General features: G+C 68.7%; 23 protein-coding genes and 1 riboswitch. Of the genes, 2 read left to right on the top strand and 21 right to left on the bottom strand.

Features of this window, described 5'->3' with window-relative positions:
* Nucleotides 1-11 precede the first annotated feature (11 nt).
* The 8 genes from OH802_RS06035 to folP all read right to left on the bottom strand — a co-directional run bounded on the left by OH802_RS06035 (nt 12) and on the right by folP (nt 6545).
* On the bottom strand, nt 12-2306 hold the full coding sequence (locus OH802_RS06035; protein ID WP_406026055.1) for a glycosyltransferase: 2295 nt from the start codon (nt 2304-2306) through the stop codon (nt 12-14).
* A gap of 9 nt (nt 2307-2315) precedes the next feature.
* Entirely contained in the window at nt 2316-2684 is a 369-nt protein-coding gene (locus OH802_RS06030; protein ID WP_406026053.1) for a hypothetical protein, read from the bottom strand.
* Nucleotides 2675-3355, bottom strand: a complete 681-nt coding sequence (locus OH802_RS06025) for a hypothetical protein (protein ID WP_406026051.1) — start codon at nt 3353-3355, stop codon at nt 2675-2677. The genes OH802_RS06030 and OH802_RS06025 overlap by 10 nt, the downstream gene beginning before the upstream one ends.
* Nucleotides 3356-3580: 225 nt before the next feature.
* Nucleotides 3581-4174, bottom strand: a complete 594-nt coding sequence (locus OH802_RS06020) for a hypothetical protein (protein ID WP_357354552.1) — start codon at nt 4172-4174, stop codon at nt 3581-3583.
* A 15-nt stretch (nt 4175-4189) separates the two neighbouring features.
* Nucleotides 4190-4627 (bottom strand): DUF3180 domain-containing protein, encoded by a 438-nt coding sequence (locus OH802_RS06015; RefSeq protein ID WP_355223826.1) that lies wholly within the window; start codon nt 4625-4627, stop codon nt 4190-4192.
* An 82-nt stretch (nt 4628-4709) separates the two neighbouring features.
* Nucleotides 4710-5276 (bottom strand): 2-amino-4-hydroxy-6-hydroxymethyldihydropteridine diphosphokinase, encoded by a 567-nt coding sequence (gene folK / locus OH802_RS06010; RefSeq protein ID WP_378817758.1) that lies wholly within the window; start codon nt 5274-5276, stop codon nt 4710-4712.
* Nucleotides 5273-5665: a dihydroneopterin aldolase gene (folB, locus tag OH802_RS06005; RefSeq protein WP_406026048.1), complete on the bottom strand. Its 393-nt coding sequence runs from the start codon at nt 5663-5665 to the stop codon at nt 5273-5275. The genes folK and folB overlap by 4 nt, the downstream gene beginning before the upstream one ends.
* Before the next feature lie 73 nt (nt 5666-5738).
* Nucleotides 5739-6545: a dihydropteroate synthase gene (folP, locus tag OH802_RS06000; protein WP_406029237.1), complete on the bottom strand. Its 807-nt coding sequence runs from the start codon at nt 6543-6545 to the stop codon at nt 5739-5741.
* 105 nt (nt 6546-6650) lie between these two features.
* On the opposite strand from folP, the gene OH802_RS05995 reads away from it, so the two are divergent.
* A complete protein-coding gene (locus OH802_RS05995) occupies nt 6651-8171 on the top strand; it encodes a polysaccharide pyruvyl transferase family protein (RefSeq protein WP_406026046.1) in 1521 nt (506 codons plus the stop codon).
* Here OH802_RS05995 and folE read toward each other — a convergent pair.
* The 6 genes from folE to dacB all read right to left on the bottom strand — a co-directional run bounded on the left by folE (nt 8168) and on the right by dacB (nt 15129).
* Nucleotides 8168-8806 carry a GTP cyclohydrolase I FolE gene (folE, locus tag OH802_RS05990; protein ID WP_378817749.1) on the bottom strand — a complete coding sequence of 213 codons (639 nt, stop codon included), beginning with the start codon at nt 8804-8806 and terminating at the stop codon, nt 8168-8170. The genes OH802_RS05995 and folE overlap by 4 nt on opposite strands.
* A gap of 10 nt (nt 8807-8816) precedes the next feature.
* Nucleotides 8817-10880, bottom strand: a complete 2064-nt coding sequence (gene ftsH / locus OH802_RS05985) for an ATP-dependent zinc metalloprotease FtsH (RefSeq protein ID WP_406026043.1) — start codon at nt 10878-10880, stop codon at nt 8817-8819.
* 151 nt (nt 10881-11031) lie between these two features.
* On the bottom strand, nt 11032-11583 hold the full coding sequence (gene hpt / locus OH802_RS05980; protein WP_141801736.1) for a hypoxanthine phosphoribosyltransferase: 552 nt from the start codon (nt 11581-11583) through the stop codon (nt 11032-11034).
* 118 nt (nt 11584-11701) lie between these two features.
* Nucleotides 11702-12679 (bottom strand): tRNA lysidine(34) synthetase TilS, encoded by a 978-nt coding sequence (tilS, locus tag OH802_RS05975; protein ID WP_406026040.1) that lies wholly within the window; start codon nt 12677-12679, stop codon nt 11702-11704.
* On the bottom strand, nt 12676-13725 hold the full coding sequence (locus tag OH802_RS05970) for a zinc-dependent metalloprotease (protein WP_406026038.1): 1050 nt from the start codon (nt 13723-13725) through the stop codon (nt 12676-12678). Before OH802_RS05970 ends, tilS begins: the two co-directional genes overlap by 4 nt.
* Nucleotides 13726-13749: 24 nt before the next feature.
* Entirely contained in the window at nt 13750-15129 is a 1380-nt protein-coding gene (gene dacB, locus OH802_RS05965; RefSeq protein WP_406026036.1) for a D-alanyl-D-alanine carboxypeptidase/D-alanyl-D-alanine-endopeptidase, read from the bottom strand.
* 86 nt (nt 15130-15215) lie between these two features.
* On the opposite strand from dacB, the gene OH802_RS05960 reads away from it, so the two are divergent.
* The gene (locus OH802_RS05960; protein ID WP_350660226.1) at nt 15216-15707 is read left to right on the top strand and encodes an inorganic diphosphatase; all 492 of its coding nucleotides are present in this window, start codon (nt 15216-15218) and stop codon (nt 15705-15707) included.
* Between the two features lie 92 nt (nt 15708-15799).
* On the opposite strand, the gene OH802_RS05955 is transcribed toward OH802_RS05960, so the two are convergent.
* From OH802_RS05955 to OH802_RS05925, 7 genes are all read right to left on the bottom strand, one after another.
* Nucleotides 15800-16351, bottom strand: a complete 552-nt coding sequence (locus OH802_RS05955) for an AAA family ATPase (protein ID WP_406026034.1) — start codon at nt 16349-16351, stop codon at nt 15800-15802.
* Nucleotides 16352-16377: 26 nt separating this feature from the next.
* Entirely contained in the window at nt 16378-17319 is a 942-nt protein-coding gene (locus OH802_RS05950) for a type IV toxin-antitoxin system AbiEi family antitoxin domain-containing protein (RefSeq protein WP_406026032.1), read from the bottom strand.
* A 220-nt stretch (nt 17320-17539) separates the two neighbouring features.
* Nucleotides 17540-19453, bottom strand: coding sequence for an acyl-CoA dehydrogenase (locus tag OH802_RS05945; RefSeq protein ID WP_406026030.1), 1914 nt, complete (start codon nt 19451-19453; stop codon nt 17540-17542).
* A gap of 31 nt (nt 19454-19484) precedes the next feature.
* Nucleotides 19485-20552, bottom strand: coding sequence for a phosphatase PAP2 family protein (locus OH802_RS05940; protein WP_406026028.1), 1068 nt, complete (start codon nt 20550-20552; stop codon nt 19485-19487).
* An 11-nt stretch (nt 20553-20563) separates the two neighbouring features.
* Nucleotides 20564-21592 (bottom strand): ABC transporter ATP-binding protein, encoded by a 1029-nt coding sequence (locus tag OH802_RS05935; protein WP_406026026.1) that lies wholly within the window; start codon nt 21590-21592, stop codon nt 20564-20566.
* A gap of 18 nt (nt 21593-21610) precedes the next feature.
* Nucleotides 21611-23269 (bottom strand): ABC transporter permease, encoded by a 1659-nt coding sequence (locus OH802_RS05930; protein WP_406026024.1) that lies wholly within the window; start codon nt 23267-23269, stop codon nt 21611-21613.
* Nucleotides 23266-24327 (bottom strand): thiamine ABC transporter substrate binding subunit, encoded by a 1062-nt coding sequence (locus OH802_RS05925; protein WP_406026022.1) that lies wholly within the window; start codon nt 24325-24327, stop codon nt 23266-23268. The genes OH802_RS05930 and OH802_RS05925 overlap by 4 nt, the downstream gene beginning before the upstream one ends.
* Nucleotides 24324-24432, bottom strand: a riboswitch (TPP riboswitch). Its footprint overlaps the gene before it by 4 nt.
* Between the last annotated feature and the right edge of the window lie 26 nt (nt 24433-24458).

Genomic DNA, 24458 nt, shown 5'->3' with positions numbered 1-24458 from the left:
GCTTCAGCCGGTCACGCGTCGGTGGGCGTGGCCGGCGCGAGCCGCAGGTGGATCTCGTCAGACCAGCCGAACTCGAGCTTCGCCGCCTCGGCAGCGGTCGGCTGAGGCACCCGTTCAGAGAGCTCGCGAGCCACGACGATCGGCTTGTGCTCGCGGCCGTCCAGCAACGACCACTGCGACGTCTCACAGGCATCGTGCTCGATCGCGGTGCTGCGCAGCGCACCCACAGGCACGGTGATCAGGAAGACCCCGTCACGGTCGGCCACGTCCAGGGAGACGTCGAGGGGCTTCTCCGGGGTCGGCCAGGTCCGGAGCACCGCTCCCGTGGACTCCAGCCGGGGACCGTCCGGACCACGCAGGATCAGGTCCTCACCCTGCCACCAGGCGTCGTGAACGACGGGACGGTCGGGCGTCGCGGTGATGACGAAGGAACCGTTCGGGTCGCGGGTGGCGTTCACCGCGCGCCCCTTCATCAGCGATCGAGACCCGAGAAAGTCCGGGTGCACCGGCAGCGGAGACGTACGTCCCTTCCGGGACAGCTTCACCCGGGTCGGCACGATCTCCTCCATGGGCATGTCCAGGCCGGACTTCTCGAGGACAGCCTCGACCGGCACCGTCAACCGCCACGGGGTGATGCCTCGCTCGCCCCGCTCGCCGATCGTCAACGGGTGAGTCACGACCGAACCGCTGCGGTCGGTGAGCGTCAGCTCCGCATGCTCGGGAGGAGCGCCCCGGAACGCGCCCCGGATCTCGATCTCGTCGCCGAGGTCGGTGGTGTGATCCACCCAGGCGTCCGGAAGGTCGCGGACGGTGACCCCGAAGCCCCCGGGGAGGCGTCCTGGGCGGCACCAGCGGTTTCCGATGCGGCGCCAGCCCTGCCACCGCTCGCGTCCGTCTCCCGACGTCGTCACCTGGATCACGTCGCGCACATCGCGGTTGCGGATGCTGATCATGAGGCGCCATTGGCGATCGCCCGCCAGTCGCGACGGGTCGATGCTCAGCTCGAGCGTGGACCTGTCCACCTGGCCGAACGGGATCGCCCGCGGACGAGCGACATGATCCACCGGAACCCTGCCGCCGGCGGGGCTCTCCAGCCACACCTTGAAGCGTGTCCGTGGCGCCAGCGCGAGGGTGTTGATGCCGATGTTGACCCGGACCGCGACCCGGGATCCGTCCCACCAGGCCTCTGTCGCCACTGCCTTGGCCTTCATGTACGCCGGGGCCAGGCGAAACACCGAGTCGGGGACGCCGACCGCGGCGTCCTCGAAGGAGGGGAGCTTGGCGTACCAGCCGTCCCTTCGATGGGCCAGCGGCGCCTGGGTCCCGTATTCGGCCCGATAGCGGGTCAGCGTCGTGAGCGCGTCATGCTTACGACGCTTCAGCAGATCGAACACAAGTCGCTCGAACGGTCCCTGACGGTTGAGGATCGCGTCGTCGACGCGCGCCAGGTAGCGCTCCGCCAGATCGAAGATGCGTCCCGACTCTTCGGCCGGATGGTCCTCGATCGACCGGGCGAGCACCTGGACGTCCGTCGCCGCGAGATGGGACTTGACCAGGTCGGACAGGTAGGGAGCCTGCTCCTCGACCATGTCGAACAGCATCTCGGCCGAACGTACGCGGTCGCTGAGGTTGTCGAGATTCCAGTGGCTCTGCGTGATCGAGGCCTCGCCACCGTCGCGGTGCCGCCAGTAGTAGATCGGCTCGGCGAGAACGTCGACCTGGCGGGCGCGGATGTGCGCGGCAAGGGCGACCGGGTAGTCCTCGTAAAGCATGTCCGGGTAGCTGAGGCCGGCGGAGTCCCAGAAGTCGCGCCGGTAGACCTTGTTCCAGATGTAGCGATCGATGCCCAGGATGTGGGTCCGGCTGCAGTGCGTGGCGATGCGGGTGGTGACGAACGGGCGCCGGTGGGACCACGACTGCCAGACCGACACCGAGTCGAAACGGCGGGCGTTGCCGGCCACGAAGTCGGAGCCCGAGCGCGCCAACGTGTCCGTCATGAGCTGGTAGGCGTACTCCGGGACGTAGTCGTCGGCGTCGACGAACGCGAGCAGGTCACCCCTGCTCGCTTCGATCCCGATGTTTCGGGCCACCCCGACACCGACCTTCTCCGAGGAGACCACCCGGAATCGCGAGTCGCTCGACGCGAACCGGTCGGCGACGCTCGCGGACCCGTCGGTGGACGCGTCGTCGACCATGACCACCTCGAAATCCGAGAAGGTCTGGGCGCGAAGCGACTCCAGGCACGTCTGCAGGAAGGGCTCCACGTTGTGAAACGGGATGACGATGCTCAGAGCGGGATGCGGCACATTCTCACCTTAAGTCGCTCCGTCCTCGAGCCTTCGCAACCGCTCCTCGAAACGCGTGGCCGCGGTGATGCGAGCGCGCACCTGCTCCTGCTGACGCTGGATCTCGGCCCAGATCGAGGAGGCGTCGACGTGGCCGTCCGACGGCGCTCCGGCTGCGAGGTTGCCGCGCTCGACGGTGTCACGCAGGGTCTCCAGACGCGCCTCGAGGGCGGCGACCTGCGGGCTGACCCGAGCGAGCTCGCGCTCGAGGTCGCCGATACGGACGCGCTGCCGGTCCGTGATGGCACGCAGCTCCTCGATGGTGGCTCGAGCCTCGTCCAGGTCGGCTGCGGAGCCGGCCTTTCTGATGACCTTGCCGCGCAGTCGGTTCATCGCCATAGGGTTACGCGCTCCTCCTCGAGCCAGTCGGTCATGACGCGTGCCTCCGCCTCGATCCGATGCTCCGGCGCCACGGGCGAGGATCCGCCGGCCTGATAGGTCCACTCCGTCTGCCCGGGGTTGTCGACGAACGAGAAGCCGGACAGCAGGATGTCGGACTCCGGGAACAGGTTGACCGCCAGCCACGCGGCGGTGAAGCCCGTCGTCGGCGCCAGCTTCTCGGCGCGCCAGGGGATGTCGAGGTCGTTCCCGGTGCCGGTGAGCAGTTCCCCGTTCGGGATGGGTACGAAGCCCAGGTCGGGCGGCCAGGACATCGGCCACACCTCGAGGCGGCCATGGAAGCGCATCGGTTCGGCGAGGAGGTAGAGGCGCTCGCGGTAGCGGTCGAAGGTGAACCGCGTCGGGCGGGTGATCCGGTTCCAGATCACCACGTCGGCCCGTGATCCCTGGGCGCGGGGCTCACCCGGGACATCCAGCACGAAGCTGTTGACCCGGATCACCAGATCCGAGTCGTCGATGGCCTGCGCTCGATCGTCGCTGGGCCCCAGCGGAGCATTCCCGAGCACCGCGACCGACCTCACCGGCGCCCTTCTGGCGTACGTGGTCATCAGGTCGCGTAGGTAGGCGAAGCCTTCAGTGATCGTGACTGCCCGTTCGGCGATCAACGTCACCGGCTTCCCCTTTCCAACGACCCTTGTCGCAGCGTCGTCACAGATCGCAGGGACGCGGCAGGCGCGTTACCCGTTCGGAAAAATCATAACGAGCCAGACCTCCGACAGTTACCCACCCGAGTATCGATTTGAGCGTTGCGGCGCGTTTTCACGCGTGCCGACGCAAAGTGCCATGACGCTGTTGGCGCCCCGTCACCATCCATACATCTGTGCGTCGTCCGCTGGTCAGGCGGACTGAGCCCCGGTCCAGCTCGTACGCTCGGCCTCGAGCTCGGCACGTACGGCGTCCAGCTCGGACTCCAGCTCGGCGACCCGGATGGCCGCCTCGGCGGCGTCGGCTTCGACAGCCTGGAGCCTCGCCTCGAGCTGCTCGCCGCGCATCTCGGCCTGGGCGGCCCGGCGGGCCTCCTCGCCACGGCGGCGGACGGCCTCGGCGGCACGCTGGTGAGCGGCGGCCAGAGCGGACTCGAGCTCCTCGACGGCCTGGACGCGTTCGGCGAGCTTGGCATCCATGTGCTCGCGGAACTCGGCGTTCTCCTCGGCCCGCTTCTCGGACTCGACGCGGTAGGCCTGGGCCTGCTCGGCCCGGTCACGCGCCCAGTCGCGGCGGGTCTGGAGAAGCTCGGAGTGAGTGATCTTGGTTGCGGCAGCGCCACAGGCGAGCCCGAGAACGGCTGCGAGCACGACAACCAGCCAGGACCCGGAGGCCACCGCGGCGGTGATCGTGATGGCGGCCAGCGCCAGCAGGCCTACAGCAACCGTCAGGCGTGTGCTGCGCTGACGCCTGCGTGTGACTGGAGTTGCGGATGGGGAAGGCATGCTTCCACGGTACGGCTAGTTTTCATCGCGTTTGCGGACCCGGCACGCGTGTTCGAGGAGTCGAGCGGCGATGAGGATCGCGGTTCCGGCCACGGCCGCGAGGGCCGAACGGACCAGCCGCTCCCCTGCCGCGGTGTTGGCGTCATAGCCCAGCCAGCTCACCGCGTAACCCAGATAGCCGCCGGCGAGGAGCGCGCCGACCAGGGTGCAGGCGCGGGCGAGCACCAGCCGGTTGACCGCCTGATGAGCCTCGATGCGCTCGCCGCGTACCTGCAGCTGGCGGTGGGTGATCCAGGCGGTCACACCCAGTGCCGCCGCGATCAGCAGCAGCACCACCGGCTGCGCCCAGGTGACCACCGGGGCCACCCCGCGCCAGGACTCCAGCACGGGGTGGGCCAGCCAGCCACCGACGATCCCGATGACGGCCCACGCCGTGATTGCTCCGCCCGACATCGGGTGGAGCCGGCGCTCGTCGTCGGCGGGATCCTTCTCAGGACCCTGGTCGGGGTCCTCGGGTTCTGTGCTCAGATCCGGCTCAGAGCTCGAGGGTGAGGTCGTCGCGGCGGGTGATGCCGGACTGGTCGGACTGCTCCAGCAGCTCGGCGATCGGACCCACGCCGGGAAGATCGGCGCTCGGCTCCAGGTCGAGCCACGGCTTGAGCACGAAGGCGCGCTGGTGCGCACGCGGGTGCGGCAGCGTCAGCGACTCCTCCTCGAGGATCTTGTCGCCGACCGAGATGACGTCGATGTCGAGCGTGCGCGGCTCGTTGAAGATGCCGCTGCGCGAGCGTCCGTAGGCATCCTCGATGGTGAGCGCACGCTCGAGCAGTCGCGTCGGGGTGAGCGTCGTGTCGGCAAGGACGATCGCGTTGAGGTAGAGCTCGGAATCCTCGGGCGAGTCGACCGGCTCGGTCTCGTAGACCGGCGAGATCGTGGTCACCCAGACATCCGGGGTCTCGGCGAGTGTGTTCAACGCGTCCTGCAGATTTGCCAACCGGTCCCCGAGATTGGAGCCCAACGACAGCACCGCCCGCCGGATCGGCCGCATCTCCCCAGTGAGCGTGTCGGCGTCGATGATGTACGGGTTGGGTACCTCTGTCACGTGCTCTGCCTCCGGGTGATCGTCAGGGTGACGTCTTTGAACGTCGCTTCGATAGGCGCCCCCGGTTTGTGAACCGTAACACGTACCCAAAGTGCGCGGATGTCTGCAAGGCAAATGTCCGCGATCCGCTGGGCAAGCGTTTCGATGAGGTCCACCGGGTCGCGCTCAACATTGGTTTTGACCGCCATTGCGAGACTTCCGTAATCGACGGTGTCATGCAAGTCGTCCGTTTCAGCGGCCTTGCGGGAGTCGGTGCCGATGACCAGGTCGATGATGAACTTCTGCCCCTCACGGCGCTCGAAGTCGAACACTCCGTGATGGCCGTAGCACTCCAGACCGAGGATCTGGATTTCGTCCGCGGGTTCCACAATGTTCATCGAGTGGTTCATCCGATTGTCTCCTCGCTGCGCTCGGTTACTCCCTCGCTCGGCGCGAGCGGACGAGCAAGCTCGCCGCTCGACCTCACTCGGTCGTCTCCAGTTTCGCTGCCGCCGCGAGGGTGTCCCTGGCGGCACGTACGTCATGAACACGTGTGGCCCACACGCCGCGTTGCGCGAGAAAGACGGTGATCGCATCGTGGGCATTCTCACGCTCGGTCACCGGACGCAGCGTGCCGTCGGGGGCGGCCAGCAGGCGGCCGAGGAAGGTCTTGCGGCTGGCCCCGATGAGCACGGGGAAGCCGAGCTTGTGGAACTCCTCCACGCCCGCCAGGAGCCGCCAGTTGTCGTCGGCCGTCTTGGAGAAGCCGAGCCCGGGGTCGACCACGATGTTGTCGTCCTGGATCCCGGCGGCTCGCGCCGCCTCGATCCGCTGCTCCAGCTCCTCCTTGACCGTGGCGACCACGCCGTCGGCGTAGACGAGATGGTCCTGGTGCTGCATCTCCGCGCCGTGGGCGCGCCAGTGCATCACGACGTACGTCGCACCGTGGTCGGCCGCGACCTCGAGGATCCCCGGGTCAGCCAGGCCGCCCGAGACGTCGTTGATGATCTTCGCTCCGGCCTTCAGGGCCGCCTCGGCGACCTCGGGACGCATCGTGTCGACCGAGAGGGTCGCGCCCTCCTCGGCCAGCGTCTCGATGACCGGCACCACCCGGGCCAGCTCGTCGGCCACCAGCGGCCTGGTCGCCCCTGGGCGGGTCGACTCACCGCCGATGTCGAGCAGGTCGGCCCCCTGCTCCAGGAGCGCGTGACCGTGAGCCACCGCGTCATCGGTCGCCAAGAAACGTCCGCCGTCGCTGAACGAGTCGGGCGTGACGTTGACGATTCCCATGACCTGCACGCCACGACCCTATCCGGCGACGCCGGAAGGGCAGACTTGACCAGGCGGGCCCGCTCAGCCAGGCTGCCCGGCATCTCATTTACCCAGGGAGGCATCGTGGCCAAGATCCTGCTCCGCTCAGCGAGGGACCCGTTCGAGGTGATCGAGGCGGGCGACCCGCGAGCGTGGGGCATCGGGTTCTACGGCACGAACGTCGGCAACCTCCTCTTCGCCGACTCGACACACCGGCTCCTCAGCGTGCCCGGAACTGAGATCGTGGCGAACCGCTTCGTCCATGAGCGGCGCGCGTTCACCGCCGACGAAGTCGCGGCGACCAACGACGAGTACGACCACTTCGTGGTACCGCTGGCCAACGCCCTCCGGCCGGAGTTCACCCGCCCGTTGACCCGGCTGACCGCCTTCATCGAACAGCTCACGATCCCGACCACCATCGTCGGCATCGGCGCACAGCTCTCCCTCGACGACCTCGACACCGCTCCCGACGACGAGCTCGCCGCCCTCCATCGCCGATTCGTGAACAGCGTCCTCGAACGGTCCTCGAAGGTCGGCGTACGCGGCGAGATCACCGCCGCCTACCTGCGGCGGCTCGGCTACGGCGACGAGCACGTCGAGATCATCGGCTGTCCGTCGATCTACCTCAACGGCCCCGACCTCACCGTCCGCGACGAGCGCTCCACCCCGATCGCCGACGATGACCCGATCGCCGTCTCGATGAGCCCGCTGACCGCGCCCTGGTTCGAGACGTACGTCGACGCCTTCGCCGACCGACACCCGCGCATGACGTACGTCGGCCAGACCCACCACGACTTCGCGATGCTCCAGTGGGGACGACACCGTCAGCCCGAGATCGGTATCGACCGCGACCACCGGCTCTACGCCGAGGACCGGACCCGGATGTTCCTCGACGCCGGCTCATGGATGCGGTTCCTGGCAACCCAGCGGTTCGCCTTCGGCACGCGCATCCACGGCAACGTGGCCGCGGTGCTCGCCGGGACCCCAGCCATGGTCGTCGCTCACGACTCACGCGTGCTGGAGCTGTGCGACTACCACGGCCTGCCCTACACGATGCTCGACTCGATCACGCTCGAGACCACGGTCGACGAGCTGTACCAGGCAGCCGAATTCACCAGCTTCCACAACCGCCTCGCCGACGGCTGGAAGCGGCTGACCGCGTTCCTGGACGACGCCGGTCTGGCGAACGTCGCGCAGCCCGGCCAGACGAGTGCGGCGTACGACGCCGAGCTCACCGCGCTGGAGCCCGCGGCACCTGTCGCCACGCTCCGCGGATCGGGCGATGACGCCCTCCGGCGCATCGAGGACCGGATCCACGCGCTCAAGCTCGCCTCCGAGCACGCCGACACCGCCGCCAAACGTCGCGAGCGGGAGCTCGAGAAGAAGCTCACGGCGTCGGTGAAGAGCCAGGCCAAGCGGATCGCAGGTCTCGAGGCGACCACGCGCAAGCAGCAGACCCGGATCGAACGGCAGGCCGGCCGCCTGGACCGCCAGCGAGCCCTGATCGACGAGCTGCGCACAGACCTCGCTCGTCACCAGGAACGAGCGGGCCTGCGCGGCTTCGTCCGACGGGTTCGCCGCCGGCTGCGTCGCTCCGCGAGCTAGCGGGTTCCGCCCCGGATCAGGGCCATCGCCTCGGCCCGGGTGGTGGCGTTGGAGCGCATCGTGCCGCGTACGGCACTGGTGATCGTGCGGGCGCCGGCCTTCTTGACGCCGCGCATCGTCATGCACAGGTGCTCGGCCTCGACCACCACGATGACGCCGCGCGCCTCGAGGAGCGCCATGAGCGCGTCGGCCACCTGGGTGGTGAGCCGCTCCTGCACCTGCGGTCGCTTGGCGTAGACGTCGACCAGCCGGGCGAGCTTGGACAGGCCGGTGATCTTGCCGGAGGACGCCGGGATGTAGCCGACATGGGCGACACCTGTGAACGGCACCAGGTGGTGCTCGCACATCGACCACAGCTCGATGTCACGGACCAGGACCATCTCGTCGTGGCCGAGGTCGAACGTCGTGGTGAGCACTTCCTCGGGCGTCTGGTGCAGCCCGCGGGTCACCTCCTGGTAGGCCCGGGCGACCCGGGCCGGAGTCTCGAGCAGCCCTTCGCGATCGGGATCCTCCCCGATCGCGTAGAGCAGCTCGCGCACGGCCGCCTCGGCCCGCTTCTGGTCGAACACCGGTACGTCCGCCACGTCCCGCTCGGGGACATGGACGGGCGCTACGTCATCGAAGTTGTCGGACATGTCTTCAGTATCAGGCGGGCGGGGTGCCCTCGGGCGAGCCGGCCTCGGTCGGCTTGGCGACGTCGACACCGTTGGCGGACTGGGTGCCGGACTGGACGCCGGACTGCTTCCCAGCCGCGCGGATCGCCTTGGCGAGGTTCTCCTTGTCGCGCTCGACGATCCACCTCGGGATCTCGACCGCCGGGCGGTCGGAGGGGCGGCGGGTGTCGGAGCCGGTCCAGGCCGGACGCGGGTCGCGGCGACGCAGCGGCTCGAAGATCTCGGCGACCTCGTGCTTGGAGAGCGTCTCCTTCTCGAGGAGCTGCAGCACCAGGTTGTCGAGGACGTCCCGGTTCTCCTCGAGGATGTCGAAGGCCTCCTGGTGGGCGGTGGCGAGGAGCTTCTTGGTCTCGTCGTCGACGACGGCGGCGACCTCTTCGGAGTAGTTGCGCTGGTGACCGATGTCGCGGCCCAGGAACGGCTCCCCGTTGGACTCACCCAGCTTGATCGCACCGAGGCGCTCGGTCATACCGAACTGGGTGACCATCGCGCGGGCGAGGTTGGTCGCCTTCTCGATGTCGTTGCCGGCACCCGTGGTCGGGTCGTGGAAGATGAGCTCCTCCGCGGCACGGCCACCGAGCATGTAGGAGAGCTTGTTGAGCATCGAGGACCGGGTCTGCGAGTACTGGTCGTCGTCGGGCATGACCAGGTTGTAGCCCAGCGCCTTGCCGCGCGGCAGGATCGTGATCTTCTGGACCACGTCCGGGCCCGGAAGGGCCGCGGCGACCAGCGCGTGGCCACCCTCGTGGTAGGCCGTGATGAGCTTCTCCTGCTCGCTCATCAGACGCGTGCGCTTCTGCGGGCCGGCGATGACCCGGTCGATGGCCTCGTCGAGCGCCTTGTTGGTGATCAGCTTCTGGTCGCCGCGGGCGGTCAGCAGCGCGGCCTCGTTGAGCACGTTGGCCAGGTCGGCACCGGAGAACCCGGGGGTCCGGCGGGCGACCGAGTCGAGGTCGATGTCGCCGGCGAGCGGCTTGCCGCGGGCGTGGACCTGCAGGATCTTCTCGCGACCGGCGAGGTCGGGAGCGTCCACCTGGATCTGGCGGTCGAAGCGGCCCGGGCGCAGCAGCGCCGGGTCGAGCACGTCGGGACGGTTGGTCGCCGCGATCAGGATGACCCCGCCGCGTACGTCGAAGCCGTCCATCTCCACGAGGAGCTGGTTGAGCGTCTGCTCACGCTCGTCGTGGCCACCGCCCATGCCTGCACCACGGTGACGGCCGACCGCGTCGATCTCGTCGATGAAGACGATGGCGGGAGCGTTCTCCTTGGCCTGCTCGAACAGGTCGCGGACACGGCTCGCACCGACACCGACGAACATCTCGACGAAGTCCGAACCGGAGATCGAGTAGAACGGCACACCGGCCTCGCCCGCGACGGCGCGCGCGAGCAGGGTCTTACCGGTGCCTGGCTGGCCGTAGAGCAGCACGCCCTTGGGGATCTTGGCGCCGACGGCCTGGAACTTCGCGGGCTCCTGCAGGAACTCCTTGATCTCCTGGAGCTCCTCGACCGCCTCGTCAGCACCGGCGACGTCGGCGAACGTCGTCTTCGGCATGTCCTTGGTGATCAGCTTCGCCTTGGACTTGGCGAACTGCATGACCCCGCGACCCCCACCGCCCTGGACCGAGTTCATCAGGAACAGGAACAGCACGATGATCAGCACGAACGGAAGCAGGAAGCTCAGGATCGAGCCGAGCACGGAGGGCTTGGCCACCTCGGAGTTGAACTCCTTGAGGTTGTCGCCCTCGGCCTGGGTCTTGCGCACCATCTGGATGAGCGCTTCCTGGTCACCGTCGACCCAGGAGGTCGTGACCTCGGAGCCGCCATCACGGGTGCCCTTGACCAAGGTCGCCTTGATCTCCTGGTCGCCGTCGACGAACGTGATCTCCTTGACCTTGTCGTCCTGGATGTATTCGGTCAGCTCGCTGGTGGTGATCTCGTCGCCGCCGTTGCGGGGGGCCAGATACTGCAGCGCCAGGATCACACCGAGCACTGCCACGATGATCCACAGCCAGGGACCTTTGAATATGCGCTTCACAGGCTTCTTTCAACCGTTTACGGGGTCAGACACGCACGCAGGGCAGCGCGCACGTCATTTAGAACGACGGTACACGCCAAATCGTGCCCGCCCCATCTGTGCGGTTCCGCTGTTGGCGTAACAGCAGGCGCTCGCCGACTCAGTTCCAGCCTCAGCTGTAGATGTGCGGCGCGAGGGTCGAGATGTCGCGCAGGTTGCGGTACTTCTCGTTGAAGTCGAGGCCGTAGCCGACCACGAACTCGTCGGGGATGTCCCACCCGACGTACTTCACGTCGACCGGCATGCTGACTGCCTCGGGCTTGCGGAGCAGGGTGGCGATCTCGATGCTCGCCGGGCCGCGGCTGGTGAGGTTGGAGGTCAGCCAGGTCAGGGTCAGGCCGGAGTCGATGATCTCGTCCACGACCAGCACGTGCTTGCCGGTGACGTCGGTGTCGAGGTCCTTCAGGATCCTCACCACACCGGACGACTTGGTGCCGGAGCCGTAGGAGGAGACGGCCATCCAGTCCATCTCGACATGGCGGTTCAGGGCGCGCGCGAGGTCGGCCATGATCATCACCGCGCCGCGCAGGACGCCGACGATCAGCAGCTCCTGACCCTCGTAGTCCTTCTCGATCCGGCGGGCCAGCTCTTCGACCTTCGCCTGGATCTCGTCGTGGGTGAACAGGGTCTTCACGAGGTCGTCGCCGACGTACTCGGTGTCCATGTCCGTCACTCTAGATGGTGGTGACGCATGCGGCGGAATACCCGGTTCACCGGGTATCCCTGCACTTCTCAGGCGTTGCAATGCCAGAGAAGTGCAGGAATACCCTGAGAAGTCCGGCTTACGACCCGCTCGACGCAGGTCGGATGTGGATCGAGCCGTCGCGACGTACGGCCTGACGGTGTCCGGGAAGGTCGATCCAGCGCTGGCCGCGCCAGCCAGTGACCAACCCGTCGATCGCCAACACGTGCTCACGGGTGAGCTCCGCCGGTGGGCAGCCGGCTTCGATCGCAGCGATCCGGAGGACCCGGGTGCGGACGGCGGACGGATACCCGGCGAGGGTCTCGACCGGGAGGGATCCGCCGAGCTCGCGGTGCATCGCCTCGGCGATGTCGTCGATGAAGTCCGCGTCCTCGCGGAGCTGCTCGGCGGTGCGGGCCAGCGCGTCGGCGACCCCTGGGCCGAGGTCCTCCTCGAGCGTGGGCAGGACGCGGTGGCGGATGCGCGCGCGGGTGTAGGCGAAGTCGCGGTTGTGCGGGTCCTGCCAGACGTCGAGGCCCTCGACCTGACAGGCGGTCTCGGTGTCGATCCTGGTCGTAGCCAGGAGCGGACGGCGATAGCGGTCGAAGCCGGCTCGCATCCCGGAGAGGCTGCGCGCGCCCGAGCCCCTGGTCAGGCCGAGCAGCACGGTCTCGGCCTGGTCGTCGCGGGTGTGGCCGAGCAGGATCACGCTCGCGTCGAGGCGCTCGGCGAGCTGGTCGAGGACCGCGTAACGGGCCTGGCGCGCCGCGGCCTCGGGCCCCTCACCGTCGGCCTTGACCTCCACCGTCGCGGTCACGGTCTCGTCGACGCCCATCTGGGCGAGCTGTCCGACGACCTTCGCCGCCTGTGCCTGGCTGCCGTCCTGCAGCCCGTGGTCGACGGTCGCGCCGATGATGTGCAGCCCGAGCTTGTGGCCCTCGAAGATCGCGGCGGACGCGAGCGCCAGGGAGTCCGCTCCCCCGGAGCAGGCCACGATCACCTTCTCGCCCGGCTCGAGGCGCTCGAGCGTCGCGCGGACGGGGCGGCGTACGGCTGCGATGGAGGGGTGCAGACTCACAGGACCCGGGTCACCCAGGCGTCCGGCTCGACGATCTCGGCCTTGGTCGGGAGGTTCTCGGGGCCGGCGAAGACGGCGTTGAACTCCTCCATGCCGACCCGGTCGACCACGTGGCGCACGAACTTCGCGCCGTCGCGGTACTGCGCCATCTTGGCCTCCAGCCCGAGCAGGCGGCGCAGCAGGCGGTCGAGTACGCCGATGCCCTGGCGGCGCTTGTTGAAGGCCTTGCGGATCGTGGTGACGCTCGGGATCACGCCGGGGCCGACATCATCCATGACCACGTCGGCGTGGCCCTCGAGCAGCGACATCATCCCGGTGACCCGGTCGATGATCTCCTTCTGCTCGGGCTTGGCGAACGCGTCCACGATGCTGCCGTTGCCCTTGAGCGCCTCGGTGACGCGCTGCAGTCCACCGTCGAAGATCGAGGCCGGGTCCATCGCTTCGGAGAGGCCCTCGATCTGGGCGAAGAGGTGGTCGCGCATCCACGGGCTGGCGGTGAACTGGACCCGGTGGGTCTCCTCGTGGAGGCAGACCCACAGCCGGAAGTCGGTCGGGTCCAGGCCGAGCTCACGTTCGACGTGGACGGCGTTGGGTGCTACCAGCAGCAGCCGCCCCGACGGCCCGTAGAACGGGTCGAACTGGCCGAGGATCTTCGAGGACATGAAGCCGAGCAGGCCGCCGACCTCGGCCGCGCTGATCTTGGAGCCGACCGCCTGGGTGAGGGCTCCCGGGGTGCGCTTCGCGGTGATCCGGTCGACCACCGGCGAGATCACGTGGGCGAAGGTGTCGGCGTTGGCCTGGATCCAGCCCCTTCTGTCCACCACCAGGACCGGCGCGGTGTCGCGGGGCGCGTCCAGACCGGTGAAGGCGCGTACGAACTCGGTCGCCTTGGCGGCGTCCGCGCGCAGCTCCTCGACGGCGTGCTGGGCCTCGCTGCGCGAGACGATCGGGCCATCTCCGCCGACCGTCGCACCGAGGCGTACGGCCAGGTCCCAGTCGACCATGGTCGCTCCGGACGGGGCGGGGTCCTCAGCACGATGGGTCATGCGTACGACCGTAGCCGACCGGACCTATGCCGAGCATCGACACGTCGCGACCGCCGTGATCGCGTCATCGAGGGCGTCTCGTACGTCCAGGGTCTGCTCGGGTTTGAACCCGTCGGCCATGAGTACGACGACGAACGGCGTGCCGCGGGTGTCGATCGCGATTCCGGAGAGCCCGGAGACGCCGGTGAGGGTGCCGGTCTTCGCCCGGACGCGGCCGCGACCCGGCTCGGCGTCGAAGTTGAACCGCCGCGAGAGCGATCCGACCCAGCCGGCGACCGGGAGGCCCGTCATCGCCGGCGCGAGCTCGGGGCGGTTGGGGCTGGCGGCGGTCTGGAGCGTGCTCACCAGCAGCGTCGGCGGGATCCGGTTCTGCCGGGAGAGGCCGGAGCCGTCGAGGAGGACCAGGCCGGTGGTGTCGATGCCGAGGTCCTTCAGGGTGGCCGTGATCGCCGCGGTGGACCCGTCGAACGTCGGCGTGCCCGCCGCGAGCCCGACCTGGCGAGCGAGCACCTCGGCGAGCTGGTTGTCGCTGTGCTGCAGGGTGTATTCGACGATCTCGCGCAGGGTGTCGCCCTGGCGTACGGCGAGCTGGGTGCCTGCCTTCGTCCCCCTCGCGGGCTTCCCGTTGACCTTGATCCCGTGCTTGACCAGGGCCTTCTTGAACTGCTCGGCGGCCTGCATCGACGGGTCCCGGCTGTAGCCCGACGACTGGGAGCCGCCGTGGTCGACCAGCAGCGCGGTGATCCCGCCGACCTCCTCACCCAGGTAGGTACGTCGCCAGGTCGGACTCAGCGTCGGGCCGGCGAAGAGACTGTCGTCGTAGGCGAGAGTCACCGACTTGGTGTTGCCGAGCTCCCGGGCCGTCTCCGCGGCGAGGTCGTCGAGGTCGCTGGTGCTGAGAGATGCGTCACCTCCTCCGACGAGGGTGACGGTGCTCCCCTGGAGCGTGGTGCTGGTCTCGAACCGGCGCTCCGGGCCGTACGCCTCCAGTACCGCCACGCTGGTCAGCACCTTCGTGACGCTCGCCGGGGTCGCGGCCCCGGTGCCGTGGCTCACCAGCGGAGCGCCCTCGAGCGGCGCGATCGCCGCCTTGAGGTGCTTGCCGAGCCGCTTGTCACCGACCATCTCCCGCATCACCTGCTCCAGCGCGGCCTGATCAGGCTTTCCCGGGGCTCTGGTCTGCTCGCCCGCGACCGCCGCGGGGCTGACGGCGGCGATGCTCAGCGGGGCCGGCGGAGGGGTCGGCGCGACGTTGCCGCGGGCATAGCGGACCCACCCCAAGGCGTACGCAGCAGCCGCGACTCCCACCAGCAGCGCGAGCACCAGCGGCAGCACGACCACGAGCTTTCCGCGGCCCTCCTCCGGCTCCTCGGAAGGCCACTTCGGCGCGCTTTGGGGCTCCACGGATATCCTCCTCGATGCCGGATCTGACGCTGATCGGTGTCAGACTGTCCGGCATTCCGTTTTTGGGTTTGTCTGGAGGCAGAGAAGTGACGCAGGAGTTCGACGTACTGATCGAGGTCCCCAAGGGATCCCGCAACAAGTACGAGGTGGACCACGAGTCGAACCGGCTTCGACTCGACCGCGTGCTGTTCACCTCCATGATGTACCCCGCAGACTACGGCTACATCGAGGACACCCTCGGTGGGGATGGTGACCCGCTCGACGCGCTGGTGCTCACCCCCTACCCGCTCTTCCCGGGTGTGCTGGTCGAGGCCCGCCCGGTTGCGATGTACGTCATGGAGGACGAGCAGGGCCAGGACGAGAAGGTCCTCTGCGTCCCCTGCGACCCCCGCTTCGACCACATCCAGGACCTCGCGGATGTCGACGAGTGGACGCTCAACGAGATCAAGCACTTCTTCGAGCACTACAAGGACCTCGAGCCCGGCAAGTCCGTCAAGGGCTCCGACTGGGTCGGCAAGGCCGCCGCGGAGTCGGAGATCGCTGCGTCCATCGACCGGTTCAAGAACACCGCTCACTGAGACGGTTGGATGTTGACCGAGGTAACTCGGTCGAGTCGCACTTCCTTCGTGGAGTTCCACGAGGGAAGTGTTCGTTTACCGAGGTAACTCGGTCAGCATTCACCCAGCGCGGCGCGCAAGGAGTCGTAGGTCGCGTCCACCTCGCCCGCGACGGTCGGGACGACCTTGGTCGCGGGGCGTTGGGCCACCAGGTCGGCGAGCTTGGCGGCGTACGCACGGAGGTGCTCGTCGCCACCGGACTCCGCCACGATCTCCCTCACGATCGGATGCCAGGGGTCGCTGCCGTCATCGCGTCCGTGGAAACGGCGTAGCGCGTCGTCCTCGACGGTCTCGAGCATGACCTCGACGAACTCGGCGCCGACGTCGTGCGCCGCCCTCTCGAAACGTCGGAGCTCGCTGACTCTGGCGAACAGCTGTGGAAGCACGACGTCGCCGGACTCGCTGAGGTAGCCGCGGATCAGCCCCAGCGCCGCGGGCCGGATCCGTGCGCCGGCGCCGATGAAGTCGTCTCTCCACCCGCTGATGAACGTGCGCAGCAGATCGATGTCACACACCAGCGTGCCGGGATGGTCGGCCGCGAAGCGCCTGGCGAGCGTCGACTTCCCTACCCCGGGCATTCCGTTGATGAGGATCAGCCTGGCCACATGGCAAGTCAACCACCCGTCGTTGTTCAGCTGGCGACCCGCATCCGGGACTCGACCCGAGCCAACGTTTGCCGGGGACTGTCCAGGTCGTCCCAGGTGAAGCGCACGAAACGGTAGTCGGTGATCTCTCGGATCTCGTCCTCGCGCCGCTTCTCCTCGAACAGCGCGTCGCTGGGTGACTGGCCGGGCCTGAGCAGCTTTCCGTACTTGACCTTGCCGTCGAACTCGCCGAACAACCGGAACTGGGGCCAGGCCCAGTCGACGATGCCCACCAGCGAACCGTCAGCGCGGTAGACCGGCACCTGCAGCTCCGGGCGCGGCAGACCTCCGACGCGGAAGAGCCACAGGCATCGCGACTCCCCGATCGATCCCGACAGTGGATCGGCGTGTGCGACAGCGGCTCCGAGCGGATGGCTGAAGGGCCACTGGTTCATCCGCTTGTATTCGGCGATCAGCTCCTCCTTCGTGAATGCCTTCGCTCGAAGGCCGGCATCGAGCAGGCACTGAGTCACCTCGTCGTTGGCCTGGAGACTCGTCTCCAAGGCGCATCGCACCGCAGGCAGCGTACGCAGCCCGTCGCGCATCTCGATCTCGTCCTCCCTGACAGCGCCCAGGTGATGGACGACGTCTCCCTCGAGCGGTCTTCCTGCACCATCGAGCCTGGTCACATGCACCTTGGCGAGGTCCACACCCCAGAGGTCGATCCCGTGAGCGACCATGCCGGACGCATGACTCAACACGATCTTGCTGCCCAGCGAACGCTGCACGGCCCGGGCACGCACTCGGTGGCGTCCAACCGGGTCGAGCGCTGCCCATTCGTCGGCGAACACGTATGCCCCGCGCCTGATCCGATGCCATGCGCCTTGACGGACGACCCCGGTGATCTCGCGATCTGCGTAGCCTGCGTTCTTGGCTTCACGGCGGGTGAAGAAGCCTTCGGTGTCGGTGATGATTCGTAGTGGGTCCATGCGATCCAGGGTTCGTCCCGACGCCGATGTTTCCGACCAGATATCGGCTGGCTGTGGATAACCCGGGCCCGAACGTCACCTGTGGATAGTCAGCGGCCCGTTATCGCACGATGCGCCGGTGGATGCTCACCGAGGTAACTCAGTAGCCGCTCGCTTACCTCGTGGAACTCCACGAAGTAAGTGACAGCCGACCGAGTTACCTCGGTGAACATCCGCCCCCTCAGCCGAGCAGGTCCTTCGACCGCAGCAGCTCCTCCGGCACACCGAAGCCGTCGACGAGCAGCCGCGCGTCCGGGCGCAGCTGGCGGCATAGGCGGTTGACCTCGGCGGTGATGGCCTTGGAACGCTCGGAGGAGAGGCGGCCGTGCTCCATGAACCAGGCGCGGTCGGCCTCGATGACAGAGAGGGCGCTGAGGTCGCAGAGGAGGTCCATCAGGTCGCGTACGGGACCCTCGGGGAGCACGCGGACCTTCTCCCGGAACGCCTCGTGGATCAGCCGCTCGACGTGCGCGTGAGCGACCCCGATGACGTGGTCCTGCACGGTCGAGAAGACCGCGCCCGGCTCGCGCCCGGCCTTGACCCCCGACTGGAGGCGCCGGGCGACGCCGGCGAGCATGTGCTCCTCGCGGAAGCGCAGCATCGCCAGGTGGTAGTCGGAGTCGAGGATGTCAGGCTCCCGCTCCCCGGCGACCGGGACCACGTCGCGGACCCGCTCGAGCAGCTTGTGCACGGCGGTCCGCTCCAAGACCGTCTCGACGGCGAGACCGGCCACGAACCGCACCAGGTCCAGCTGGTCCATCTCCTCGAACTCGCTGGAGTAGCCGGTGAGCAGCCCCTTGGCGACCAGCTGCAGCAGCACCGTGTTGTCGCCCTCGAAGGTCGTGAAGACGTCGGTGTCGGCCTTCAGGGCCGCGAACCGGTTGGCGGCCAGGTAGCCGGCCCCGCCGCACGCCTCGCGGCACTCCTGGATCGTCCGGGTCGCGTGCCAGGTCGCCAGGGCCTTGGTGCCGGCCGCTCGGGACTCGAGCTCGCGCCGGGCGTGCTCGGAGGTCGCGACGCCGGAGAAGACGTCGTGCAGGTCGTCGCGTACGACCTCCTGCGCGAAGCGCAGCGCATAGGTCCGCGCGACCAGCGGCAGCAGCCGCCGCTGGTGCTGGCCGTAGTCGAGGAGCAGCGACTCCTCGGCGTCCGACGACGCCTCGAACTGCCGGCGCCGCAGCGCGTAGCGGACCGCGATCGTCAGCGCGACCTCCGATGCCCGGATCCCGGCGCCGCCGACCGAGACGCGTCCCTGCACGAGCGTGCCGAGCATGGTGAAGAAGCGCCGCCCGGCGGACTCGATCTCGGACACATACTCACCGGACGAGGTGACGTCGGCGAAGCGGTTCAGGAGAGACGTACGCGGCACCCGCACGCCCGTGAACCACAGTCGTCCGTTGTCGACGCCGTTGAGCCCCATCTTGGGTCCGTCGTCCTCGATCCGGACACCGGGAGCGGGCGCACCGTCCACCCGGATCGGCACCACGAGAGCATGGACGCCGCGCTCCTCGCCGCCGACCACGAGCTGGGCGAAGACGACCGCGAGCTCACCGTGGGCCGCGGCGTTGCCGATGTAGTCCTTGTACGCATCCTCCCGGGTCGTCTCGATGACGAACTCCCGCGCACCCGGGTCGTAGGTGGCCACGGTCCCCACGGCAGCCACGTTGGACCCGTGGCCGTGCTCGGTCATCGCGAAGCAGCCGAGCAGGCGCCCGGAGACGATGTCGGCGAGATACCGATCGTGGTGACGCGCGGTCCCGAGCTGCAGGATCGCGCCGCCGAAGAGCCCGAACTGCACGCCCGACTTCACCAGCAGCGACAGGTCACCACCGGCCATCTCCTCGAAGGCGGCGATGGAGGCGCCGACGTCACCGCCCCCGCCGTACTCCTTCGGGAACCCGAGCCCGGTCAGACCGGTCGCGGAGACGTCGAGGAGCACCTCCCGTACGCGTTCGCGATACTCCGGCCGGGGCAGTTCCTCGACCTCGTCGAGGAAGTCGGCGCGCTCGATCAGGGACTTGCGTACGTCCTCCCGGACTCCCGCGTATCGCCCGTCGAGAAGTGCGGTCAGTGAGGCTGCATCGATGGCGGTCACACCGCCACCTTAAGCCGAGACGGGTCCCGGATCAGGTCAGCTCGTGGGCGACCTTCGACTCGCGGTCGGCGATCTCGTCGGACTCCGCGACGAGTCGCCGCACGCCCTTGCGCCGGAACTTCTGGCCGGCCGCGAGGCCACCGAAGTAGTAGGCGACGAGCGCGATCATGCAGCCCGCGATGTCGTCGGCGAGGTAGTGCCAGCCGAAGTAGACGGTCGCCACGACGGTGATCCCGAAGTTGATCCAGCCGGCCCAGCGGGCGATCTTGTTGTTGATCGTGGCGTGGATCATCAGCGCCACCAGCAGGGTGATGCCGCAGTGCAGCGAGGCGAAGCCACCGACCGACTGCACGACGTTGGCGTCCACGTCGAAGAGGACGTGTTGTCGGGTGAAGACCAGCGATTCCATCAGTGTGCTCGCCGGCGTCTCGGGCAGGTCCGCGTAGAGGTAGGGGTACTGCAGGCCCGGCCCGACCGTCGGCAGGCAGTAGTAGGAGACCGTGCCGAGGATCCAGGCGATGCACTGCGAGCTCACGAACCAGTAGCCGTAGGCGAGGTTGCGCGACCACACCAGCCAGCCGGCGACGGCGAACGGCACCAGCGGCAAGAACCACATGTAGATGTAGGAGAGGAACCAGGCGACCCAGCCGGTGCCGAGGACGTCGTGGAGCAGGATCGCCGGGTCGGCGCCGAAGAGCACCGCCTTGTCGATCAGGTGCAGCTCGTGGTCGAACTCATAGGTCTCCGGCACCACGAACGGCAGGAACGACTTGAGGTTCCGGTAGCAGACGTAGACCAGGTAGAAGCAGACGATGCCCAACGCCACCAGCGTCAGCCGCTCACGGGTCCAGTGGGTGCGGAGCCGCTCCTTGAAGATCGGGCCCATGTCCTTCCACTTGAACTTCGCCAACCACAGCGTGCGTGGCACGAGGTCGACGAGGAGCGCAGCTCCGACGAGGAGGGGAAGGCGGAGCCAGGACGGTCCGAGGAAGCCCTCCGGGTCGAGCATGCGCTTGTCGACGATCTGCGCGGTCACGACTGCGATCAGGCCGAAGATCAGCGCGCTGCTGACGAGGAAGATCTGAGCGCGGCGATACATAGCCGCTAATTCTAAGTGGCCGGTGGTTGCTCTGCCGATTCCTGGGTGCCTGATCCCTGGGCCGATGCGGGGATCGCCAGCCGATTCGGCTCGACCCTCAGCGCGACCGACTCCCCCGGGGCCGGCGCCGAGTCGGCGACGGCGTCGACCTCACCGACATCGTCGAGACGTACGACGAGCCGGTGCTGCTCCGGCGTGGCCCTGGCCGAGACCACGGTGCCGGTGAGCGGGCCGGCCGGGTCGGCGACGAAGGCCGAGCGGCGGAGCGCGACCGCGCCGGCCGGTGCCATCCCGGCGGCCTTCAGGACCGTGTACGCCGCCGGCCCCTCGAGCACGCGGGCGTAGCCCAGGAACAGGGCAGCCCAGGTGTCCGTCGGCCTCGCCCACACCTCCCGCAGGGTCCCCGCCTGCACCAGGTGACCGTCGCGCAGGAGCGCGATCCGGTCGGCGACCGCGAAGGCCTCCTCCTGGTCGTGGGTGACCATCAGTGCGGTGGTGCCCGCCTCGTGCAGGATCCGTCGCAGGTCGCCCGCGAGCCTTTCCCGCAGCCCGGCGTCGAGCGCGGAGAGCGGCTCGTCGAGGAGCAGCAGCCTCGGCTCGACCGCGAGCGCCCGCGCCAGTGCGACCCGCTGCCGCTCGCCACCGCTCAGCGTGCCCGGGAGGCGGTCCTGGTAGCCGCCCAGGCCGACGAGCTCCAGCAGGTCGGCGACCTTCCTCGTACGGTCGGCGGCCGGGATCCGGCGCAACCGCATCGCGTACGCGACGTTGTTCGCGACGCTGAGGTGCGAGAACAGCTGCCCGTCCTGGAACATCAGCGCGAAGCCACGCTTGTGCGTCGGCACCCCGCGCAGCTCCCGCCCGTCCCAGCTGATCTCGCCCGTCGCCGGCTCCAGCCCGGCCACGGCCCGCAGCAGCGTCGACTTCCCCGACCCCGACGGCCCGAGCAGCGCGAGCACCTCGCCGTCCGCCAGCTCCAGGCTGACGTCCGAGACGGCCGCCTTCCCGTCGTACGCCACCGACACCTCACTCAGCGACAGCATCGCAACCTCGATCCTGGTTCACAGTGCTCCGATCGAAGGTACGCGGAGACGCTCGACGAGGAGCATCACGACGGCGGTGGCGGCGGCGAGGACACAGGCGGCGGCGAGGGCCATGCCGTAGTTGTCGGACCCCGGGCGGGACAGCAACCGCAGGATGACGACGGGGAGGGTGGGGCGCTCCTCGCGGACGAGGAAGGACGTCGCGCCGAACTCCCCCAGCGACGCCGCGAAGGCGAACCCGGAGGACGCGAGGAGGGGCTTCCAGATGGCAGGTACGTCCACGGTCATGACCGCGCGCAACGGCCCGGCCCCGAGCCCGGCGGCGGCCTGACGGAGACGGTCGTCGACCGATCCCAGGACGGGCACCAGGGTGCGTACGACCAGGGGCAACGCCACCAGAGCCTGCGCCAGCGGCACCAGCCACGGCTCGTCGCGGAAGTCGAGGGGCGCCGACCCGAGGGTCAGGTAGAGCCCGAGCCCCAGGGTGACGGCGCTGACCCCGAGCGGCACCATGAACAGCCCGTCCAGGACGGAACGTACCCGCCGCTCGGTCACCGAACGGGACCGGCGCGTCACCGCGAACGCCACCAGCAGACCGAGGGTCAGCGCGACCAACGTGGCCTGCACCGCGACCGCCAACGAGGTCATCAGCGCGGTCGTGGCCGGAACCGGAAGCGGCGGGTCGAATCCGGGAGTCTGCAGGGCCGTGTAGTTCCCGAGACTCCACCGGTCATCGTCTCGCAGCGATCCGAGCAGCAGGGCGAGCAGCGGCCCGGCGACCAGCAGGACCAGCACCGACGTCGACAACAGGGCCGGGATGTCTCGCAGCGAGACCCGCCGGCGGCGTACGACGACCCGGGACTGCGCGGGATCCGGCACCGAGCGCAGCCGGCCGGCCACGACCAGCAGCCCGATGACGACCACCAGCTGGAGCACCGACAGCACCGCGGCACCGGGAAGGTCGAACAGGGTGAAGGTCAGCTTGTAGATCTCGGTCTCGATGCTGTTGTAGCGCACCCCGCCGAGGGTGAGCACGATCCCGAACGCGGTCGCGCAGAAGAGGAAGACCACCGACGCCGCGGAGACGATCGCGGGACGCAGCGCCGGCAGCGTGATCGTCAGGAGGACCCGCGCCGGCGAGGCGCCCAGCGCGGCAGCGGCCTCCCCGGGACGCGGGTCGAGCGACTCCCAGGCCGCGCCGACCGCGCGGATCACCACCGAGGCGTTGAAGAACACCAGCCCGAGGATGATCGCGGTCGGCGTCCCGTCGAGCCCCAACCCTGCCAGCAGCCCGGCCTCGCCGATGAGCTCGCGGAAGGCGACCCCGACGACGACGGTGGGGAGCACGAACGGCACCAGCAGTCCCGCCCGGATGACCCGCTGCATCGGAAAGCTCAGCCGATGGAGCGCGAACGCGGCCGGCAGCCCGAGCGCGACGCTCAGCACCGTCGCCAGCCCAGAGGACCACAGCGTGAACCAGAGCGCCCGCTGGATCTCCGGGCGCCCCAGGATCCTGGTCACGACCGACGGATCGAAGGATCCCTCGAAGAACAGGCCGCGCTGCACCATCCCGATGACCGGCAGGACGAAGAAGACCGCCAGCACGGCCACCGGGAGGGCGGCGAGCGCGACCAGGGTCCCGATTCGCCGGGTCACAGCACGACGGGTGGAGCTCACTGCGCGATCGTGTCACTCCAGGTCGCCAGCCACGCTTCCCGGTTCTCGTCGATCTCCTCCGGCTCCACCGAGAGCGGCGAGGTCGGCTGCTGCGCGAACTTCGCCCAGTCGGCGGGCAGCTCGACGCCGGAGGAGACGGGGAACACGTACATGCTCTCCGGCAGCGCCCCCTGCACGCTGTCGGAGAGCATGAAGTCGATCAGCGCCTTGGCGCCCTCGGGGTGGTCGGCGCCCTCGAGCACGCCGGCGTACTCGACCTGTCGGAAGCAGGTGTCCAGCAGCGCCTTGGTCGTCGTCTTGCCGTCCTTGACGGTGAAGGCCGGCGAGGAGTCGTACGACACGACGATCGGTCGCGTCCCCTTGCCGCCGCCCTGGGTGAAGTCGGAGTAGTAGGCCTGGTCCCAGCCGTCGACGACCTTGGTGCCGTTGTCCATCAGCTTGCCCCAGTAGTCGGCCCAGCCGTCCTCGCCGTACTCGGCGACGGTCGCCAGCAGGAACGCCATCCCCGGCGTCGACGTGGCCGCGCCGGGGGTCACGAAGAGATCCTTGTACGCAGGCTCGGCCAGGTCGTCGAGCGACTCCGGCGGCGCCAGCTTCTTGGCCGCGAACCACTCGGTGTCGATGTTGACGCACACGCTGCCGTTGTCGACCGGGGTGAGGAAGTGCTTCTCGTCGCCCGGGAGGTTGAACTCGTCGACGCCGGCCGGGACCGTCTCCGGCGTGTAGGCCTCCAGCGCGCCCTGGTCGATCGCGCGGCTGGCGAAGGTGTTGTCGACGCCGAAGACCGCGTCACCGTCGGGGTTGCCGGTGTCCATGGCGATCTTCGTGGTCAGCTCGCCACCGTCGCCCGCGTGCCGGATCTCGGCGGTGTAGCCCGTCTTCTCGGTGAACTCGGCCAGCACCTCCTTCGGCAGCGTGAAGCTGTCGTGGGTCAGCAGCACGACCGACTTGTCGTCGGAACCGCTCGACGGCTCGGCGTTCGGCTCGGCGGAATTGCCCCCGCACGCGGACAGGAGGAGCGCCGAGATAGCAGTGGCAGCGATGGCAGGCGTACGCATGCGCATTTCTGACTCCCTTCGCCGGTATCAACCGGAGCAGGTTCGGAGGGTCTGCGGCGCTGTTCGCCGCACTCTCAGGCCTTCCGGCCTCCCCTGTCTGTTCCCGCCAACACTACTGGTTGCGAGAATCC

Source organism: Nocardioides sp. NBC_00850 (assembly GCF_045207335.1).
GTDB lineage: Bacteria > Actinomycetota > Actinomycetes > Propionibacteriales > Nocardioidaceae > Nocardioides.
The sequence above is the reverse complement of the archived record's forward strand: the minus strand, read 5'-3'. Positions and strand labels throughout refer to the sequence as shown.

What these genes read in the sequence shown, in the direction of transcription:
- OH802_RS06030 (WP_406026053.1), bottom strand. Translation starts at nt 2,684, where the DNA reads ATGGCGATGAACCGACTGCGCGGCAAGGTCATCAGAAAGGCCGGCTCC.
- OH802_RS06020 (WP_357354552.1), bottom strand. Translation starts at nt 4,174, where the DNA reads ATGCCTTCCCCATCCGCAACTCCAGTCACACGCAGGCGTCAGCGCAGC.
- OH802_RS06015 (WP_355223826.1), bottom strand. Translation starts at nt 4,627, where the DNA reads ATGTCGGGCGGAGCAATCACGGCGTGGGCCGTCATCGGGATCGTCGGT.
- folB (WP_406026048.1), bottom strand. Translation starts at nt 5,665, where the DNA reads ATGAACCACTCGATGAACATTGTGGAACCCGCGGACGAAATCCAGATC.
- folP (WP_406029237.1), bottom strand. Translation starts at nt 6,545, where the DNA reads ATGGGAATCGTCAACGTCACGCCCGACTCGTTCAGCGACGGCGGACGT.
- folE (WP_378817749.1), bottom strand. Translation starts at nt 8,806, where the DNA reads ATGTCCGACAACTTCGATGACGTAGCGCCCGTCCATGTCCCCGAGCGG.
- hpt (WP_141801736.1), bottom strand. Translation starts at nt 11,583, where the DNA reads ATGGACACCGAGTACGTCGGCGACGACCTCGTGAAGACCCTGTTCACC.
- OH802_RS05970 (WP_406026038.1), bottom strand. Translation starts at nt 13,725, where the DNA reads ATGACCCATCGTGCTGAGGACCCCGCCCCGTCCGGAGCGACCATGGTC.
- OH802_RS05950 (WP_406026032.1), bottom strand. Translation starts at nt 17,319, where the DNA reads ATGGACCCACTACGAATCATCACCGACACCGAAGGCTTCTTCACCCGC.
- OH802_RS05940 (WP_406026028.1), bottom strand. Translation starts at nt 20,552, where the DNA reads ATGTATCGCCGCGCTCAGATCTTCCTCGTCAGCAGCGCGCTGATCTTC.
- OH802_RS05935 (WP_406026026.1), bottom strand. Translation starts at nt 21,592, where the DNA reads ATGCTGTCGCTGAGTGAGGTGTCGGTGGCGTACGACGGGAAGGCGGCC.
- OH802_RS05925 (WP_406026022.1), bottom strand. Translation starts at nt 24,327, where the DNA reads ATGCGTACGCCTGCCATCGCTGCCACTGCTATCTCGGCGCTCCTCCTG.